At 40.7% G+C, this 16,708-nt stretch carries 11 protein-coding genes; 5 read left to right on the plus strand and 6 right to left on the minus strand.

What is annotated here, in order from left to right:
- The first annotated feature begins 92 nt into the window (after positions 1 to 92).
- Together AC1RRY_RS02530 and AC1RRY_RS02535 are read left to right on the plus strand one after the other, a co-directional pair.
- Entirely contained in the window at positions 93 to 1,121 is a 1,029-nt protein-coding gene (locus tag AC1RRY_RS02530; protein ID WP_492818281.1) for a sialidase family protein, read from the plus strand.
- A gap of 1,017 nt (positions 1,122 to 2,138) precedes the next feature.
- Positions 2,139 to 2,360, plus strand: a complete 222-nt coding sequence (locus tag AC1RRY_RS02535) for a hypothetical protein (RefSeq protein WP_492818279.1) — start codon at positions 2,139 to 2,141, stop codon at positions 2,358 to 2,360.
- 49 nt (positions 2,361 to 2,409) lie between these two features.
- Here AC1RRY_RS02535 and porD read toward each other — a convergent pair whose 3' ends face one another.
- On the minus strand, positions 2,410 to 3,315 hold the full coding sequence (gene porD, locus AC1RRY_RS02540; protein ID WP_492818277.1) for a type IX secretion system protein PorD: 906 nt from the start codon (positions 3,313 to 3,315) through the stop codon (positions 2,410 to 2,412).
- 19 nt (positions 3,316 to 3,334) lie between these two features.
- Positions 3,335 to 4,537, minus strand: coding sequence for a bifunctional phosphopantothenoylcysteine decarboxylase/phosphopantothenate--cysteine ligase CoaBC (coaBC, locus tag AC1RRY_RS02545; protein ID WP_492818275.1), 1,203 nt, complete (start codon positions 4,535 to 4,537; stop codon positions 3,335 to 3,337).
- Between the two features lie 134 nt (positions 4,538 to 4,671).
- On the opposite strand from coaBC, the gene AC1RRY_RS02550 reads away from it, so the two are divergent.
- Together AC1RRY_RS02550 and tamL are read left to right on the plus strand one after the other, a co-directional pair.
- Complete coding sequence (locus AC1RRY_RS02550) at positions 4,672 to 9,615, plus strand: translocation/assembly module TamB domain-containing protein (protein WP_492818273.1); 4,944 nt, start codon at positions 4,672 to 4,674, stop codon at positions 9,613 to 9,615.
- On the plus strand, positions 9,612 to 11,975 hold the full coding sequence (gene tamL, locus AC1RRY_RS02555; RefSeq protein ID WP_492818271.1) for a translocation and assembly module lipoprotein TamL: 2,364 nt from the start codon (positions 9,612 to 9,614) through the stop codon (positions 11,973 to 11,975). Before AC1RRY_RS02550 ends, tamL begins: the two co-directional genes overlap by 4 nt.
- A gap of 70 nt (positions 11,976 to 12,045) precedes the next feature.
- On the opposite strand, the gene AC1RRY_RS02560 is transcribed toward tamL, so the two are convergent.
- From AC1RRY_RS02560 to AC1RRY_RS02575, 4 genes are all read right to left on the minus strand, one after another.
- The gene (locus AC1RRY_RS02560) at positions 12,046 to 12,351 is read right to left on the minus strand and encodes a DNA-directed RNA polymerase subunit omega (RefSeq protein WP_492818269.1); all 306 of its coding nucleotides are present in this window, start codon (positions 12,349 to 12,351) and stop codon (positions 12,046 to 12,048) included.
- Positions 12,352 to 12,435: 84 nt separating this feature from the next.
- The gene (locus AC1RRY_RS02565; RefSeq protein ID WP_492818267.1) at positions 12,436 to 13,335 is read right to left on the minus strand and encodes an outer membrane protein assembly factor BamD; all 900 of its coding nucleotides are present in this window, start codon (positions 13,333 to 13,335) and stop codon (positions 12,436 to 12,438) included.
- Between the two features lie 60 nt (positions 13,336 to 13,395).
- Positions 13,396 to 14,700, minus strand: a complete 1,305-nt coding sequence (gene hemL, locus AC1RRY_RS02570; RefSeq protein WP_492818265.1) for a glutamate-1-semialdehyde 2,1-aminomutase — start codon at positions 14,698 to 14,700, stop codon at positions 13,396 to 13,398.
- Positions 14,701 to 14,817: 117 nt separating this feature from the next.
- Entirely contained in the window at positions 14,818 to 15,273 is a 456-nt protein-coding gene (locus AC1RRY_RS02575) for an Lrp/AsnC family transcriptional regulator (RefSeq protein ID WP_492818263.1), read from the minus strand.
- Between the two features lie 291 nt (positions 15,274 to 15,564).
- Here AC1RRY_RS02575 and ald point away from each other — a divergent pair, with 291 nt between their 5' ends.
- Positions 15,565 to 16,677: an alanine dehydrogenase gene (gene ald, locus AC1RRY_RS02580; RefSeq protein ID WP_492818261.1), complete on the plus strand. Its 1,113-nt coding sequence runs from the start codon at positions 15,565 to 15,567 to the stop codon at positions 16,675 to 16,677.
- Positions 16,678 to 16,708 lie beyond the last annotated feature (31 nt).

The raw sequence follows: 16,708 nt of genomic DNA on the forward strand, positions 1-16,708 counted from the left end.
TTCGTATTAATCTATGATATTTGCCATTTGGTAATCCGACATTATCAATCTTTATGAATCAAAAAACAGCTTACTCAAAACTATTGTATCCTATGAAACTTCAACACCTATTTATTCTGATTTGTTTATTGACCTTCAAAAATAGTTTTTCACAAAGCCCTATCATTAAAAAAGGGAATATTTTCGAAAATCCTCCGTTTGCCGAGTGTCATGCTTCAACTATAGTTGAATTGTCGAAAGGTAAAATGATGGCCGCCTGGTTTGCCGGTACACGTGAGTCAAATCCGGATGTGTGCATCTGGACATCGAAGTATGACGGAAGTCAATGGTCGCAACCTGAAAAAGTGGCAGATGGCGTTATTAACGATAAGCTGCGCTATGCTACGTGGAATCCGGTTCTGTTTAAGACTAACGAGGGAAAGCTTTTTCTGTTTTATAAAGTTGGTAAGAATCCAAGAGAATGGTGGGGCGAGGTAAAAACATCAACCGATAATGGTGCTACATGGTCAGCGGCAGAAAAATTACCTGAAGGAATGTTGGGACCCATTAAAAACAAACCAGTACAACTGGCTAATGGCGATATCTTATACCCAACCAGCACAGAAAGTGTAAAGGGAAATATCTGGCATATTCATCTGGAGAAATCAGATAAGAATGCGAAGAACTGGGAGAGTATTGCTATAGAAAATGATACCTTCGGAGTAATTCAGCCGAGTATTCTGCAATATGCCGATGGCAGAATGCAATTGCTTTGCCGGAGTAAACAGAATTATGTAGTAGAGACGTGGTCTAGCGATAATGGCAAAACCTGGGGGCCATTAAAAGTAACAGACCTGCCGAATCCTAATTCGGGTACTGATGCCGTTACTTTAAAAAATGGTTTACAGGCAATTGTGTATAATCCATTGAAAAAGGGTAAACAGTGGTCGAACGGACGTCAGAAACTGAGTGTGGCGGTTTCAAAAGATGGTGTGAACTGGAAAGATATTTGCGTATTGGAAGATGAGCCAAAAGGGGAGTTCAGCTATCCGGCCATTATTCAGTCGAGCGATGGGCTGGTGCACGTTACTTATACGAACGATCGTAAAAACGTAAAATATGTAGTGCTTGATATTAAATAAACGTTCTGGAATAAGATTCAAAAAGCAGATATGGCCTCCATATCTGCTTTTTGTTTATATCGATATCTGAGAGTCGTATCATTTCATTATCTATTGCTTATAACATGCTGATAGCAAGTCTGTTTTTTCGATAAAATTGGAAATGATTCCGAAAAAGCATCATTTTTTGCATTTCATCGAAAAGGCCGTTTTGATCGTGAATCTGAACCTAAATTTGTATCAACAAAACGCAGCAGAAGAAGCGTTGGGTTAAAGAATGAAGAATTTGAGAGTACAATTGCTATTGAATAAAACATGCTCGACGTCAAACTGCTGCTTTTGTTAAAATAAGCCTGAATACTGCCCAAAGCAAAAGGCGTATAAAAAAAAGAAAAGTGGAATTAAAGGTTACTCCACTTTTACTGACAATTGCTATTGAGTGAATATTTCTATTACACCGATTTATTAAATCAGAATGTAATTTCTTTCAGGAAATTGTATTTTTCCAATAATGTCTCGCAGGAATATTCTACTTTTTGTAAAGAATATATTTGATAGAAAAAAATCGTATCAAGCAAAAGTACACAATCACTTCCAACACCTCCCTGCAATGAGCATCTTTACAAATCACCAGGAGAGCAAAAATGCTCATTTACGGGAGGGTTGGAGTGACCATTACGATGTCCCAACATTAACTAAGAAATAATCATACCAAAAACCATTCAGGCATAGCCTTTTGTTTTTGCAGTGATTTTGAAGAGTAAAGAAAGCAGAGCTATAATGGCGATGCTTGCTGTGGAAATTACACCGTCAAATCATTGATTTGGCCTATTGGTACCGCTTGATAGTTTTTATGAAGAAAGAATTTTATTGCTCAAATATTTTGGAAAATAAGCGTTCCAAGTGATAAAATTACCAAACGGCATCAAAATAAAGGTGAATAAAAAATGGTATGAAATTTGCTTGCAACGCCGGCTGCTTTACCAGAGGTAATTTGTACTTTTTTTATGTGTTATAAATCTAGTAAACTCGTGAAGAATGAAAAACCGTACGAAGGCTACTTTGAATACTTTTGAGGAAGTATTGACCGAAATTAACGACTTGATTGCACAGCAGGAGAAAGAAGATTACGCACGGATTTTCATAAAGCGCAATAATCTTTCGTCGACTTACCATTCAAACGAGTATCTAACAATAATGGATATACGCTCCACTCGCTTTAGTAAAAATATCTCCTGGCAGGTCAGCTTCAGTAGATAAACATACTGATTATTGACTCTCTCAATTAAGCAATCAGATCAATTAGAATTTATCGTATCAATTTCTTGTATAGCTCTGTTCTGGAAGGGTCTATTGAAGAAAGTATCTGAAAAGCCTTTTGTTTCTCATCCTTTGTCGCTTCCGAGAAAACATTTACCAGTTCCTGTCCTTTCGCATCCAAAAAACTATTCATCAGCACCGAATTGGTTCTTGACTGCTGCATGGTTTTTATAGAATTCATAAAATCAAGTATTTGTCGCCTTCCGGTTGCAGGATCGTTTATTAAGTTATCTAACGCCAGCCTGTGATAGGTATAAAGCCCTTCTCTGAAAGGAAGCAATTGCTGATTCTGCAGATTTTCAACCAGCCAGTATCTGTTTCTTACGTCTCCCGTTTGCTCCCATCCGCCTTGCCCTGCACTGGCAGCCAGATTGGCCACGTTATAGGCGCGTGTCAGGAACTGATCGCCCCCGTTCTTTGAGAAACTATCGTAGTCGACCGTCAATGCGATTAATGAATAAAAGCCTAAAATGGAAGTGAGATTATTCGAAAAGTTTTGCTCATTAAAAATCATCTGTCTGTCATCCGGAGAAAACGAAATATTGAAGTTGCGGTCTACATACGTAAGGAGTAGGGTTTCATAAGTCGTATTGTAAACTGGCCTGATTACCTGAAACTGGGCATTGCCCTGAAAGATATTCTGTTGCGGCGATTTCGTAAAAGTGATGATAAGATTGCACTTGACGCGTTCGTTCTGGGCATAAATATCATTTGTCCAGCGTTTGTTGTTCATAAAATCGCTGATAGCCATTTTCATGTCCGTAAACACCTGTTTTTCAGACGCTTGCTGTGCGTTAATCTGGTCTGATATAATGGTTACATTACAACTTAGTTCCTGTGCATAAGCGGCCATTGAAAAACAACCCGACAGCCATATAATTAGTATTTTCTTCATATCGAACACAACTCTTATCTTATTCTGTAAATTTATCCAGTACAATTTTCAGTATATCATCGGCTACTTCCTGTTTCGATTTCAGGTCGAAATCATACTGATTGCCTTCCCGGTCAATAATTTTGATTTTGTTGGTATCATAACGAAAACCTGCCCCTTTATCTTGTAACGAATTTAAGACAATCAGATCAAAGTTCTTCCTTTCTAATTTGCTTTTAGCATTTTCCAGTTCATTATCGGTTTCCAGAGCAAAGCCTACAATGAGTTGCCCTGCTCTCTTTTGTTTACCCAGTGTAGCGGCAATGTCAATAGTTCTGGTTAGCTCTATATTAAAAACAGCCTCTTTCTTTTTTATTTTTTTGTCGGCTACTTGCAGTGGGGTATAGTCAGCCACGGCTGCGGCCAGAATCACGATGTCACTTTCATGAAAATGTTTTTCAGCGGACTCGTACATTTGTTGCGCCGAAAAAACCTGTGTAGCAGTTACCCCGCTGGGTAGTGGTAAAGAAACAGGACCATGGATAAGCGTGACTTCTGCTCCGGCCATTTGGAAGGCATCAGCAATGGCAAACCCCATTTTGCCCGATGAATGATTGCTGATAAACCTCACAGGGTCTATCGATTCCTGAGTTGGCCCGGCCGTAATAAGTACTTTTTTGCCTGTAAGTGCCGGATTCTTCAAAAAATGCCGGAGCAAAGTATGCACAATATGCTCAGGCTCTGCGAAACGGCCTTCGCCTATTAATCCACTGGCGAGCTCACCATATTCAGCACTGATGATATGGTTGCCATACGAAACCAGTTTTTCAATATTATTAAGTGTACTCTGATGCTTGTACATGTCCAGATCCATGGCCGGTGCAAAAAAGACAGGGCATCTGGCTGACAGATATGTAGCTGTCAGCAGGTTATCTGCCATACCGTTGGCACATTTAGCCAGTGTGTTGGCAGAAGCAGGCGCAATGAGCATTATATCTGCCCAGAGCCCCAATTCAACATGATTGTGCCATTCACCTGTGTCATTTTTTGTGAATGAAGACAAGACAGGATTCTTGGATAATGTAGACAAAGTGAGCGGAGTAATAAACTCTTTTGCTGCATCGGTCATGATTACCTTTACCTGTGCACCGGCTTTAACCAATAAGCGTATAAGCAATGCCGACTTGTAGGCAGCGATGCTCCCGGTAACACCTAACAGTATTTTTTTATCTTTTAAACTCAATGTTTTAACGTTGGTATAATTTTTTATCTATGTATAAATATAACACAACAAAAGTAGAAAACATCAGATTAAGTCTTTGATATTTTCGTTAAAAGTATATACTTTTAGAACTCAGGTAGCCAGAATAAATTTTAATGAAAAGACTCACACGCATTTTTATTTGGTTGATAGTCGGACTATTCGTTTTGGTGGGATTAGTCTTTCTTTTTGTGCAATCACCTACAGGGCAGGACTTCATCACCATTCAGGCTGCTTCCTTTCTCCGTAAAAAGCTTGGTACTCCTGTTTCTATCGAAAAAGTACGTTTTCGTATTCCCGATTGGATTCTGTTGGAAGGAGTTTATGTGCCGGATCTTAAAAAAGACACCTTACTGGCAGGTGAACGATTGTATATTGACATTGATATGCTTGCACTGCTGAGCAACAAGGTAAGATTGAATCAGATTGAATTAGAGAATATAAGGGTGAAAGTGAACCGTACTTTACCTGATACCACTTTTAATTTTAACTATATTCTGGAAGCTTTCATGTCTGGAGAGCCTAAAGATACTACCACTTCAAATACTCCTTTTGATATCAGTCTGAAACGCGTAAAGCTGAATAATGTAAAAATAACGTATAAGGATGCTGTTATAGGCACTGATGCGGACTTATATCTGAAAGACCTGACTACTGAATTCGGTGAATTCAATATTACAAAGTCACAATACCACTTTGATAACGTGAAGGGTGATGGAGGCAATGCGAAGTTAAGATTATATAAGCCTCTGAAAACCAGTACGTCAACCGCTGAAACCCCTGCCGGTACTAACGCAGCAGATACTCTTGATTTGAATGTTGGCAAAGTAGATCTGGCTAACTTTAAATGGTTACTTGACAGTGAAGAAGACGGACTTAAAAACAGTGTAAATCTGGGGCATATAGAGGCCGAAGGCGACAAGATTTATTTAAGCGGGCAGAAGATCATTTTCAAAAAAATTACCCTGCAAAATACTGAAGCCTTTGTTGAAATGGCTAAAATGCCTAAGAAAACGCCGAAATCTGCTATACCTGACTCTGCTGCCGGTGGTTCTCCGGGTTGGTCGGCCATTATTGGAGACATCAGGCTCAGTAAAGTTGGCCTTCGGTATGATGATAATAACGCTGTGCGTATAACCAGAGGCTTGGATTATTCGCACCTGAACGTGAAAGACCTGGGTTTAATGCTGAAAAACTTTATCTACAGCCCCGATAAAATAGCAGGGCAGGTTTCAAAAGGAACATTTACAGAGCAAAGTGGGCTGGTGCTACAAAACCTGACAGCCAATTTTAATTATACTGACAATGAAATAGGATTGAGGAATTTTTTCCTCAAAACTCCCCAGACTGTGATTCGCGACGAGATAGTGATGCAGTATGATACTCTTGCCGATTTAACAAATAATTTAGGGAATGTACGCGTAAAAGCAAGTATCAAACAAAGCCAACTGGCCATGAGAGACCTGTTGATACTGTTACCCGATTTAGCCAGGAACCCGGCGATTAAAGAAAACCAGAACGACATTATCAAGGCAGATGGGTTGATAACCGGAAAGGTTAATAATCTTGCCATACCGAAACTCACCGTTACTGGTTTTGGTGCAACCAAAGTGTTGGCGAAAGGAAGTATTACCGGGTTACCTGATGTAAATAAATTAGGGTTTAATTTGAATATTGACGAGGTAAGCACAACCAGGAAAGACATAGTCAAACTCATAGGTTCTGAAACTTTACCTGAGTCAATAGAGATACCGGAAAAACTAACACTCAGAGGTAAATTGAAAGGCAAAGCAGATGATTTGCAGATAGACGCCACTCTCAATTCAGACTTTGGCGTGGCTGCTGTAACCGGTAAACTGCAGAACTTTGTGAAAGGCAGGAATCAGGCATATGACGCCAAACTTACTCTGCAGGACTTTGATGCAGGTAAGCTGATTAAGCAGCCTGAAAATGTGGGTAAACTGACACTGGAATTGAACGCCAAAGGCACAGGTATTGACCCCAAAACCATGAATGCCAACTTTTCAGGCACGGCCCAAAAGGCAGTTCTGAAAGGCTATGAATATAATAATATAGTGTTGAGAGGCGACATCCATAATCAGATAGCCAATATTCAGACTTCTCTTGACGACCCTAACGCCGATTTTAAGCTCGTTTCGACTATTGATTTATCGAAGCCGTATCCGGGTGTGAAAGGAGAAATCAATATCAATAATATTGATTTGAAAAAACTCAACCTGTATGCCGAAGATTTTAAGGTAAAGGGAGATATAAAAGTTGACATGGCCTCAACTGACCCGAAGAATCCGGAAGGAAGTGTATGGGTTAACCAGGTGGTAGTGCAGACAGGAGGCAAGACCATACCTCTGGATACCACCAGTTTAGTGATTAAAAATCTTCCGGAAGGGCACAATATAGATTTGAAGTCTCCGATTGTCAATGCTCAGGTGAATGGTGAATTTGATTACGTCCGTTTGCTTGATATTCTGCTTACCGAAATAAGCAAGTATTTTATCATACCGAACTTAGCATATACGCCGGTTACTGAAGCCTATAACGTGAAAATTGAAGCAAAGGTAAATCAGCATCCGCTTATTCAGAGCTTTGTTCCTGAACTGACTAAACTCGATACTGTCCGACTGGTGGTCAATCTGGATAGCCGTAAAGACACCACATTACATGTAGCGCTTGCCGTACCATTGGTTGAATATGATTCGTCGAGTGTAAGAAATGCTAATCTTAAAATAGATGCCGTCGGTGATAAAGCTACTTACAGCGGAACAATCGGCCGGATTAATGTTGCTGATTTCAGCATCAGACGCACAAGCCTGGGCGGTGAAATCGCCGATAACGCGATAACTACCAGAGTGGTATTAAAAGATTCAGTCAATAAAGACCGCTATATTATTCCGGCCCGTTTACAGTCAATAGACGATAAATACCGCCTGAACCTGAGCAACAGAGGTACATTAATCGATTACAAAGAATGGCGTTCTGACTCAACCGGATATATAGAGTATGGACCGCAGGGAATTTTAGCAAAGCAGTTTCTATTAGAGCAAAACGGCCAACGTTTGTTAGTAAACAGTACTACTGAAGAACCTAATTCACCGATATCGGTTGATATCGACAGTCTGGACATTAAGCCCTTTGTTACGCTGGTTACGCTCGACTCCACAATAGCAGGAGGAACGCTGAACGGCGATTTCAAGATATCTAATTATATGGCAGGCGGTACTCCTGGCTTTACAGGAGATCTGGTTATCAGAAACCTTACTGTTTCTCAAAAACCAATTGGTAACCTGACCGCAAATGCAACTAACGAAACAGCTGACAGAATTGCTGCTAAAGCCGCGATAACCAGCGACAAAAACGATATTCAGTTAAATGGGAATTACCTTCTTAATGAAAAGAATTCGCTTGATTTTAATGTTGATATCAATAAGCTGAGCGCAGAAACTGTGCAGGCATTCAGTTTCGGGCAATTAAAAAATTCAAGCGGAAACTTACAAGGAAAGTTAAGCCTGAAAGGAGAACCAACTAAGCCACTTATAACAGGAGACGTGAAGTTTGATGATGTGGCTCTGACTCTGACCCAACTTGGATCTAAATACAAACTCACAAACCAGACACTCGTTTTTGACAACAGCGATATTAAATTCAACAACTTTGTAATAGCAGATACACTGGGCCAGAAACTGCAGGTAAACGGGAACCTGAATATTCAGAATATACCTGATTTTGCCTATAACCTGGACGTAAAAGCCAACAACTTCATGGTGCTGAACGGTAGCAGGAAAGACAACGATTTCTTTTACGGAAAAGGATTTATTGATGCCAATTTAAATGTGCGAGGTGTAGGTGCGAAGCCATCCATAGAAGGAAGTGTGAAGCTGAAGGAAGGCAGCGATATTACGGTGATTTTACCCGACGACTCAATTGGCGAAACAGAAACCGAGGGAGTGGTAGAGTTTGTAAACATGAAGAATCCGGCGGCTAATCTGCCAAAAGATAGTACTGCCATTGAAACCAATTATGATTTTGCCTCAGAAATGGCGCTGAACATTGAGGTTGACGACAAGTCGCAGTTGAATATTATCATTGACGAAGTGAACGGTGATAATCTGAAAATTAAAGGTAACGCCCAATTGAATACCGGAATAACCCCGAGCGGAGAATTCTACATTTTTGGTTTATATGAATTGGCTTCGGGTCAGTATGATCTTACCTTTCAGGTTTTGAAAAGACAATTTACCATTGAGAAAGGTAGTACTTTACTATGGACCGGTGACCCTATGAAAGCGCAGATTGATATCACGGCGGCTTATCCGATTGATGTTGAGTTAACTTCCCTGAGCGACGAAGCCAAAGCCTTTGGCAAAGTGCCGGTAAAGGTATTACTGAAAATGCAGGGTAATTTGTCGAGTCCAAACATAAGTTTTGACATTGTGCTTGATGACGTGAGAGCAACGGGAGATCAGAAGAATTTCGTAGAAAATAACGCTTTGTTTTCAACGTTCAGAGACGACCCCGTTGCCATGAACAAGCAGGTTTTCTCGCTCTTGATATTGAATCGTTTCTCAGGTGAGCAATCTTCTGATTTCTTCTCGGGTATTAATGCCGAAGCCATGGCACGGCAGAGTGTTAGTAAAATTCTGACCGAACAGTTGAATGTATTGGCAGGTGACCTCATTAAAGGCGTAAAACTCGACTTCAACTTAAACTCTGATATCCTTACCGGCCAGACAGGCTCAATAGTCGGAAACAGAACGGATTTGAATGTAGGTTTAAGTAAAGCCTTTTTAAATGACCGCCTGACGGTATCGGTGGGTAGAAATTTCCAATTGGAAAACACTACCGGGATTCAGAAAAGCTCAACTGAAATTTTTGATAACATTGCCTTGAATTATGCCCTTACTAAAGACGGGCAATACATGTTCAGAGCTTTCCGTAAGAATGAGTTCTTCATACTGGACGGATACGTTCAGGAAACAGGTGTAAGTTTTCTGATTACATTAAGTTATGACCAGCTAAAAGAATTATTGAATAAGAAGAAATGAAAAGAACTACCGTATTTATATTTCTAATAGCTATAATAAGTCTGTCGGGCTGTTCGGTTACGAAGCATATTCCGGCAGGAGAGAGCCTATATACAGGAGCTGAGATAAAAGTACAGGCAGATTCCCTGGTTACTAAATCACAGGCAAAAGAAGTGCGGGGGCTGTCAGAGGAAATTATACGCCCGAAACCAAACAGCACAATTTTCGGATTCCCATATAAAGTCTGGTTTTACTATTTGTTCGGAGAACCTAAAAAACCAAAGGGATTCAAGAACTTTATAAGAAAACGTTTTGGCGAGGCACCTGTACTGGCAGATAAAAGATCTGTTTCCACCAGTTCGGCAATTATTGCCAATTTCGTAAATAATGAGGGCTATTTCCGCTCTACCGCAAGTGGTGAGCTTGTGGTAAAAGGTAAGAAGGCAAAAGGGGTTTTCACGGTGTATCTTAAACCACGATACACCATCAATGAAACACAATTTATTATCAAAGACAGTAGCGCTTTTCAGAAAAGTCTGAAAACGGCACAACGCCGGACATTGTTAAGAAAAGGAGACCCTTACCGGTTTGAAGTAGTTAAAATGGAACGTGAGCGTGTTGACCAGCTATTAAAGCGTCGTGGATTTTATTACTTCCGGCCCGATCATCTGATTGTGAAAGTAGATACCAATCAGAATAGCCATAAGGTAAATCTTTACGTTGATCTAAAGCCCAATGTAAATCAGACATCAATTAAACAATACCGCATCGGTAATATTTTTGTAAACACCGATGCTACAGACACACTGCATGCCAATTATATACAGCGCAAAGGTCTGAAAATATCAGACGTTCACAATACGTATAAGCCACGTGTTTTTAACGATGCCATAGGTTTCCGGTCGGGTATGATATACAGCAGCACAGTGCACGATGCATCGCTATCAAGATTGATAAACCTTCGTAACTTCAAATTTGTGAAGAACCGTTTCGAATTAGTACCCCGGTCAGATTCGGCATTGATAGACGTGCATTATGACATGACCCCCATGAAGAAAAAAGCCTTACGTGCAGAGGTTACTGGTTCATCTAAATCAAATGGTCTGGTTGGATTTCAGTTTGGTACGAACTGGTCGAACAGAAATATGTTCAGAGGAGCCGAAGTGCTGAATGTGGGTGTAAACGCAGGGACAGATATACAGATAAGCGGACGTAAAAATGATAACATCAATAGTTATAATAAATATGCCGTTACGCTCGATTTAACATTCCCAAGGTTTGTTTTACCATTCTATAAAGTCAATCCGGCCAGAAACCAGGCTTTACCGAAAACAAACCTTAGCTTGTCGTATAACTGGTTGCAACAGAGAGGAATGGCCTATAATGAAGATAGCACCACATTTCCTTATACTCAATACGTATTGACCTCTGCGATAGCCTCGTGGGGTTACGAGTGGCGTCCTAATCCAAGAGTGATTCATACGCTCACTCCGTTTTCGGTCAATTTCCTGAAACCGCGAAACATCAGCCAGTTGTTTGTAGAAAAAATCTTTGAAAGCAGTAATCCGGCCGATATAATAAGATATGTAAGAGTTTTAGATACACGTCTGATTTTGGGGGGGCAATATAATATTTCATACACACCACAAAAGAGGAATAGTCGTCATTATTTGAATCTGTCGGGTGGGGTAGATATAGCTGGTAATATAGGAAGTTTGTTTTCAAAGAAAGGCTCAGATGAAACTTCACCAAAACTTTTGCTTGGAGTAGCGTATGAACAGTATGTACGTTTTGATGGCGAAGTGCGATATTACTATGACCTGTCGCCCAGTCTTCGGCTTGCAAACAGATTGGTGCTCGGATATGGGCTTCCTTACGGAAACTCAAAACAACTGCCGCAGATTAAGCAGTATTTTATAGGGGGAAGCAACAGTATGAGGGCTTTCAGAGCTCGTTCGGTTGGACCGGGTCTTTATCATGCCGATTCAGTTACAGTTTCTATTTTTGGTTATCTTTCTTATGGAGACATCAAATTAGAGGGAAATACAGAGCTTCGCTATAAAGCTACTAATTACATTAATCTGGCCGCTTTTGTTGATGTAGGTAACGTCTGGATGAAGAAGGTTGACCCGATGGTTTCGGAATATGATGTCACCTCAGAGTTTTCAAAAGATTTTTATAAGCAACTGGCCATGGGTGGAGGTATAGGGCTGCGATTGGATTTCAGTTATATCAAACTCAGATTTGACCTGGCCACTCCGTTCAGGAAACCCTGGCTGCCGGAAGGAGAACGCTGGGTGCTGAAAGACATTGATTTCTCAAGAAAAGCCTGGCGACAGGAAAACCTGATTCTGAATATAGCGGTTGACTATCCGTTTTAGGATAGACGGGCAACAAACAAAGGGTGTACACCATTGGCGTACACCCTTTGTTTGTGTTGCAACACAAATATTATTCTTCGTCTTTTACACGATATTCAACTCTGTCTTCAGCGAATTCATCAAGCGCAATAGAAGTTGGCTTTGGCTGGCGCTCATAAAATCTTGAGATTTCAATCTGCTCACGGTTTTCGAAAATTTCTTCAAGGTTATCGATATTCGAAGCAAACTCTGCCAGTTTTTGTGTCAATTCTTCTTTGGTCTTAACGGCCACCTGTTTCGCACGTTGCGATACGATGAATACAGACTCATAAACATTGCCTGTTTTTGCAGCAAGTTTATCTACGTCTCTGGTTACTATTGAAGGATTTACTGCCATAATATGAAAACCCCTGCCTCCGAGGGGCGCTGATTTATGTATGATGATAGATAAGAATGTCCTTTGAGGCCCCGGACAACTCTCTTATCCTTTTTTAGCAGTATCGGCTTTTTGCGCCTCAACTGCTCGTTTTGCTTTTAATTCTTTTATTTCCTGCTCGCGTTTGGCAAGAGTTTCCAGTTCTTTGTTGGCTCCGTCATAAGCTTTCTGAGCCTGTTTAACATATTTGCTGTTCGGATACACATCTATAAACTCTTCGTAGAACTTAAGTACATCCAGAAAACGCTCTTTCTGTTTGTTCTCAAAACTTACCACGGCCAGTTCATATTGCGCCTGAACTTTCAGGAACGCCAACTCTTCGTTATATTGTGAATCAGGAAAATCTTTCTGAAAATTATCAATAGCCACTACCGCTGCCTTAAAATTGGCAATGGTCACGCCACTGGTTTTATAATACAACTTAGCCTTTTCGTAGGCTTTTTCTTCCAACCGGTGTCTCAGGTCGAGCAAGTGCTGATTACTGTTTTCAGCATATTTGCTATTCGGGAAACTATTAATAAAGGTCTGTAACGCATCAATAGCGGTCAGCGTATTGGTTTGATCCAGATTAAAATTCGGCGAATCTTTGTACATCGAAAAAGCGTACATATAAAATGCTTCTTCGGCAAGCGGGCTGTTGGCATACGTGGCATAAAAACTCTTAAACAAGTAAGAGCTCATGCTATATTGCTTTTGCTGATACTGTGAATAAGCATTATAAAACTGTGCCTGCTCCGCCAATGAATCTCCCTTCAATAACGGTATAATCTCTTCAAAAAGTAAACCTGATTTATAGTAGTCTCCCTTTTTGTAGTATTCGTTAGCCGCTTTGTATTTTTCTTCGGTTGTACCTTTTTTCTGCAATCTGGCAAATTTTGCCGAGCAAGCCGAAGATAATACAATTACGACAAATAAAAGGGCGGTATATGGTCTTTTCAAAAACATGGGTGCAAAGATAATAAAAAAATGTATGCTTTCAGAACGAAAAATTCAGCATAATTATTTTTATTGGTGCAAATTAACCTGTAAATCTTTCAGACTTGCCTCGTTTGCTTCCAGAATCACTCTTACGTGGTCGTCAGTTAGTGCTGTGGACAGGAAAAGCGCTTCGTATTGCGAAGGTGCCAGATAGATTCCGCGGTTAAGCATGGCATGAAAATATCTGCCAAAACGAGGAATATCAGAGGTTTTCGCCGATTCGAAATCAACTACCGGTTTGTCTGTAAAGAATAAGCTGTACATAGAACCAATGTGATTAACCTGATAATTTAATCCCAGCTTTTTGAGGGTTTCTCTGATACCCTCCACAATCTTGTTTCCTGTGCGCTCTAATTGCGTATAGACATCAGGGTGCTCGTTCAGGTAAGTAAGCATAGTATAACCGGCAGCCATGGCTATCGGGTTGCCTGATAAGGTTCCTGCCTGATAAACAGGCCCTTGGGGCGACACACAATCCATGATTTCCTTACGACCACCATAGGCGCCTACAGGCATGCCTCCTCCTATAATCTTACCCAGAGTAGTCAGGTCCGGCACGATATTAAAACGCTCCTGCGCACCGCCTCTGGCTAAACGGAAGCCCGTCATAACCTCATCAAAAATCAATACGATTCCTTCTTTGGTACAAAGTTCACGCAGGCTTTCGAGAAAACCATCGTTGGGCAGTACACAACCCATGTTACCTACCACAGGTTCCAGAATCAGTGCGGCAATCTGGTTTTTATTGGCATCTATTAATTGCTGCACCGCAGCCAGATTGTTGAATGGAGCTGTAAGCGTATCGCTGGCAACACCTTTGGTTACACCTGGGCTATCTGGTACACCCATTGTTACAGCACCACTACCTGCGGCAATCAGGAACGAATCTCCGTGGCCATGATAACAACCCTCAAATTTGATAATTTTGTCGCGACCTGTGAATCCTCTCGCCACCCGGATGGCCGACATAGTGGCTTCAGTACCTGAGTTAACCATTCTCACTTTTTCAATAGAAGGCACCATATCAATAATCAATTCGGCCATTTCTACCTCGCGGCGTGTCGGTGCGCCAAAAGAAAACGAGTTTTTAATGGCTTCTCTTACGGCTTCTTCTACGGGTTCATAGGCATGCCCCAGAATCATAGGCCCCCATGAGTTGATTAGTTCTATATATTGATTGTCGTCTTCGTCGAATATATAAGCGCCTTTTGCTCTTTTAATAAAAAGAGGGTTACCACCTACTGATTTAAAAGCTCTTACAGGAGAATTGACCCCGCCGGGTATAAAATTTTTAGCTCTGGCAAAAAGCGCCTCACTGGTATTGGTTGTCATTAGCCGATTTATTTTAATTCAAATTCGCTGCAAAGGTCGTGAAGAAATGGGAATGAAGAAAGTCTTTTGCAATTTTAGGCAATTGTCGGCACATCGGATTCATTCGCCGGGAAATTGTTATATCGGCAACACCGTAGTACTCTTCACTTCCGACATCACAAAAAAACTGTGTATCAACGAAACGCTGGGCAGCACCGAGAGTTTCTGCTGGTGAAACTGATGATAGCTTTCCATATCTGGTACTACAATTTTAAGCAGATAGTCGAAACTGCCTGAGACGAAATCACAACTGATGACCTCGGGTAGGTCAAGGATAGACTGGTTAAAATCTTCTGAAGTATCATGTGTTTGCTTGATAAGTGTCACCTGGCAATAGACGGTCAGGTGTTTGCCCAGCTTCTTTTTATTAAGAATAGAAACGTATTTTTCTATGATACCGTCATGCTCCATTCGCTTGATACGGTCATGTACTGGCGTGAGTGAAAGATTGATTTGCTGAGCAATCTCTTTAAAAGTGAGATGAGCGTTTCCTTGTAAAAGCCGAAGTATTTTTCGGTCGGTTTCGTCAATCATGGTATTCAAATTTTAAAGTGCTACACAAAGAATTGTATAAGTTCACAAGCACATACCGAAAATTTTTCTTTTAGCCGATACTAAACGTAACTGCTAAAAGAAATATTTTATGTAAATATATATTATTCATAAGAGTAATTTCTTATTTTTCTTGAAATAGAAAAAATATTTTCTTCATGTGCTAACTTTGTTGAACAATTACACTTCATCAATAAATTATAACAAATCAATCGCTGCAGTTTTTATCTGTATTTGTATTGAAACACTTCATCAACAAACCTTTCATAGAGAATGATTATCGGGGTACCCAAGGAAATTAAAAACAACGAAAATAGAGTAGCACTTACACCGGCAGGCGTAGCAGAATTTAAAAAACACGGACATACAGTATATATGCAGTCAACGGCCGGAGAAGGCAGTGGCTTTCCGGACGAAGAATATGCCAGGGCAGGAGCAACGTTACTGACAACTATAGAAGAGGTGTATGGAATTGCTGAGATGATTATCAAAGTTAAAGAGCCTATCGCTTCAGAGTATAATCTTATTAAAAAAGATCAACTGCTTTTCACTTATTTCCATTTTGCTTCGTCAGAAGAATTAACGCATGCCATGGTTAAACAGGATGCGGTTTGTCTGGCTTATGAGACTGTAGAAAAAACTGACAGAAGTTTGCCGTTACTGGTGCCGATGTCGGAAGTGGCAGGGCGTATGGCTATACAGGAAGGAGCAAAGTATCTGGAAAAACCACTGAAAGGCAAAGGAATTTTATTAGGGGGTGTACCTGGTGTGCCTCCGGCAAAAGTATTGATTTTAGGAGGAGGTATTGTAGGAACACAAGCCGCGAAAATGGCTGCAGGTTTGGGCGCAAGAGTAGTGATTATGGATGTGAGCCTGCCGCGTTTAAGATATTTGTCTGATACAATGCCGCAGAATGTGGTGACTATAATGTCGAATGAGTACAATATCCGTGAGGCTATTCAAGAGGCTGATTTAATTGTAGGAGCGGTATTGATACCGGGAGCAAAGGCACCTCATTTGATTACAAGAGATATGTTGAAAACAATGCGGGCGGGTACGGTAGTTGTGGATGTAGCGGTTGATCAGGGCGGTTGTATCGAAACCTGTACACCAACCACACACGAAAACCCCACATTTATTATAGATGACGTGGTACATTATTGCGTGGCAAATATGCCGGGCGCGGTGCCTTATACGTCTACATTGGCATTAACAAACGCAACCTTGCCATATGCCATTCAGTTGGCGAACAAAGGTTGGAAAAAAGCCTGTACTGAAAATGAAGAATTAAAGAAAGGGCTTAACGTTGTAAATGGAAAAGTGGTTTACAAGGGTGTTGCAGATGCATGGGGACTTGAGTTTAGCGATGTAGCAACAGTTTTGTAAGATAACGATTGTTTTGTGTCGGAAAACCTCT

The organism is Emticicia sp. GW821-FHT11C11 (assembly GCF_058808615.1).

Excerpts from the sequence above, each read along its gene's own strand:
- AC1RRY_RS02575 (WP_492818263.1), bottom strand. The coding sequence starts at position 15,273 with ATGATTGACGAAACCGACCGAAAAATACTTCGGCTTTTACAAGGAAAC.
- AC1RRY_RS02550 (WP_492818273.1), top strand. The coding sequence starts at position 4,672 with ATGAAAAGACTCACACGCATTTTTATTTGGTTGATAGTCGGACTATTC.
- AC1RRY_RS02530 (WP_492818281.1), top strand. The coding sequence starts at position 93 with ATGAAACTTCAACACCTATTTATTCTGATTTGTTTATTGACCTTCAAA.
- AC1RRY_RS02535 (WP_492818279.1), top strand. The coding sequence starts at position 2,139 with ATGAAAAACCGTACGAAGGCTACTTTGAATACTTTTGAGGAAGTATTG.
- ald (WP_492818261.1), top strand. The coding sequence starts at position 15,565 with ATGATTATCGGGGTACCCAAGGAAATTAAAAACAACGAAAATAGAGTA.
- AC1RRY_RS02560 (WP_492818269.1), bottom strand. The coding sequence starts at position 12,351 with ATGGCAGTAAATCCTTCAATAGTAACCAGAGACGTAGATAAACTTGCT.
- AC1RRY_RS02565 (WP_492818267.1), bottom strand. The coding sequence starts at position 13,335 with ATGTTTTTGAAAAGACCATATACCGCCCTTTTATTTGTCGTAATTGTA.
- porD (WP_492818277.1), bottom strand. The coding sequence starts at position 3,315 with ATGAAGAAAATACTAATTATATGGCTGTCGGGTTGTTTTTCAATGGCC.
- tamL (WP_492818271.1), top strand. The coding sequence starts at position 9,612 with ATGAAAAGAACTACCGTATTTATATTTCTAATAGCTATAATAAGTCTG.
- hemL (WP_492818265.1), bottom strand. The coding sequence starts at position 14,700 with ATGACAACCAATACCAGTGAGGCGCTTTTTGCCAGAGCTAAAAATTTT.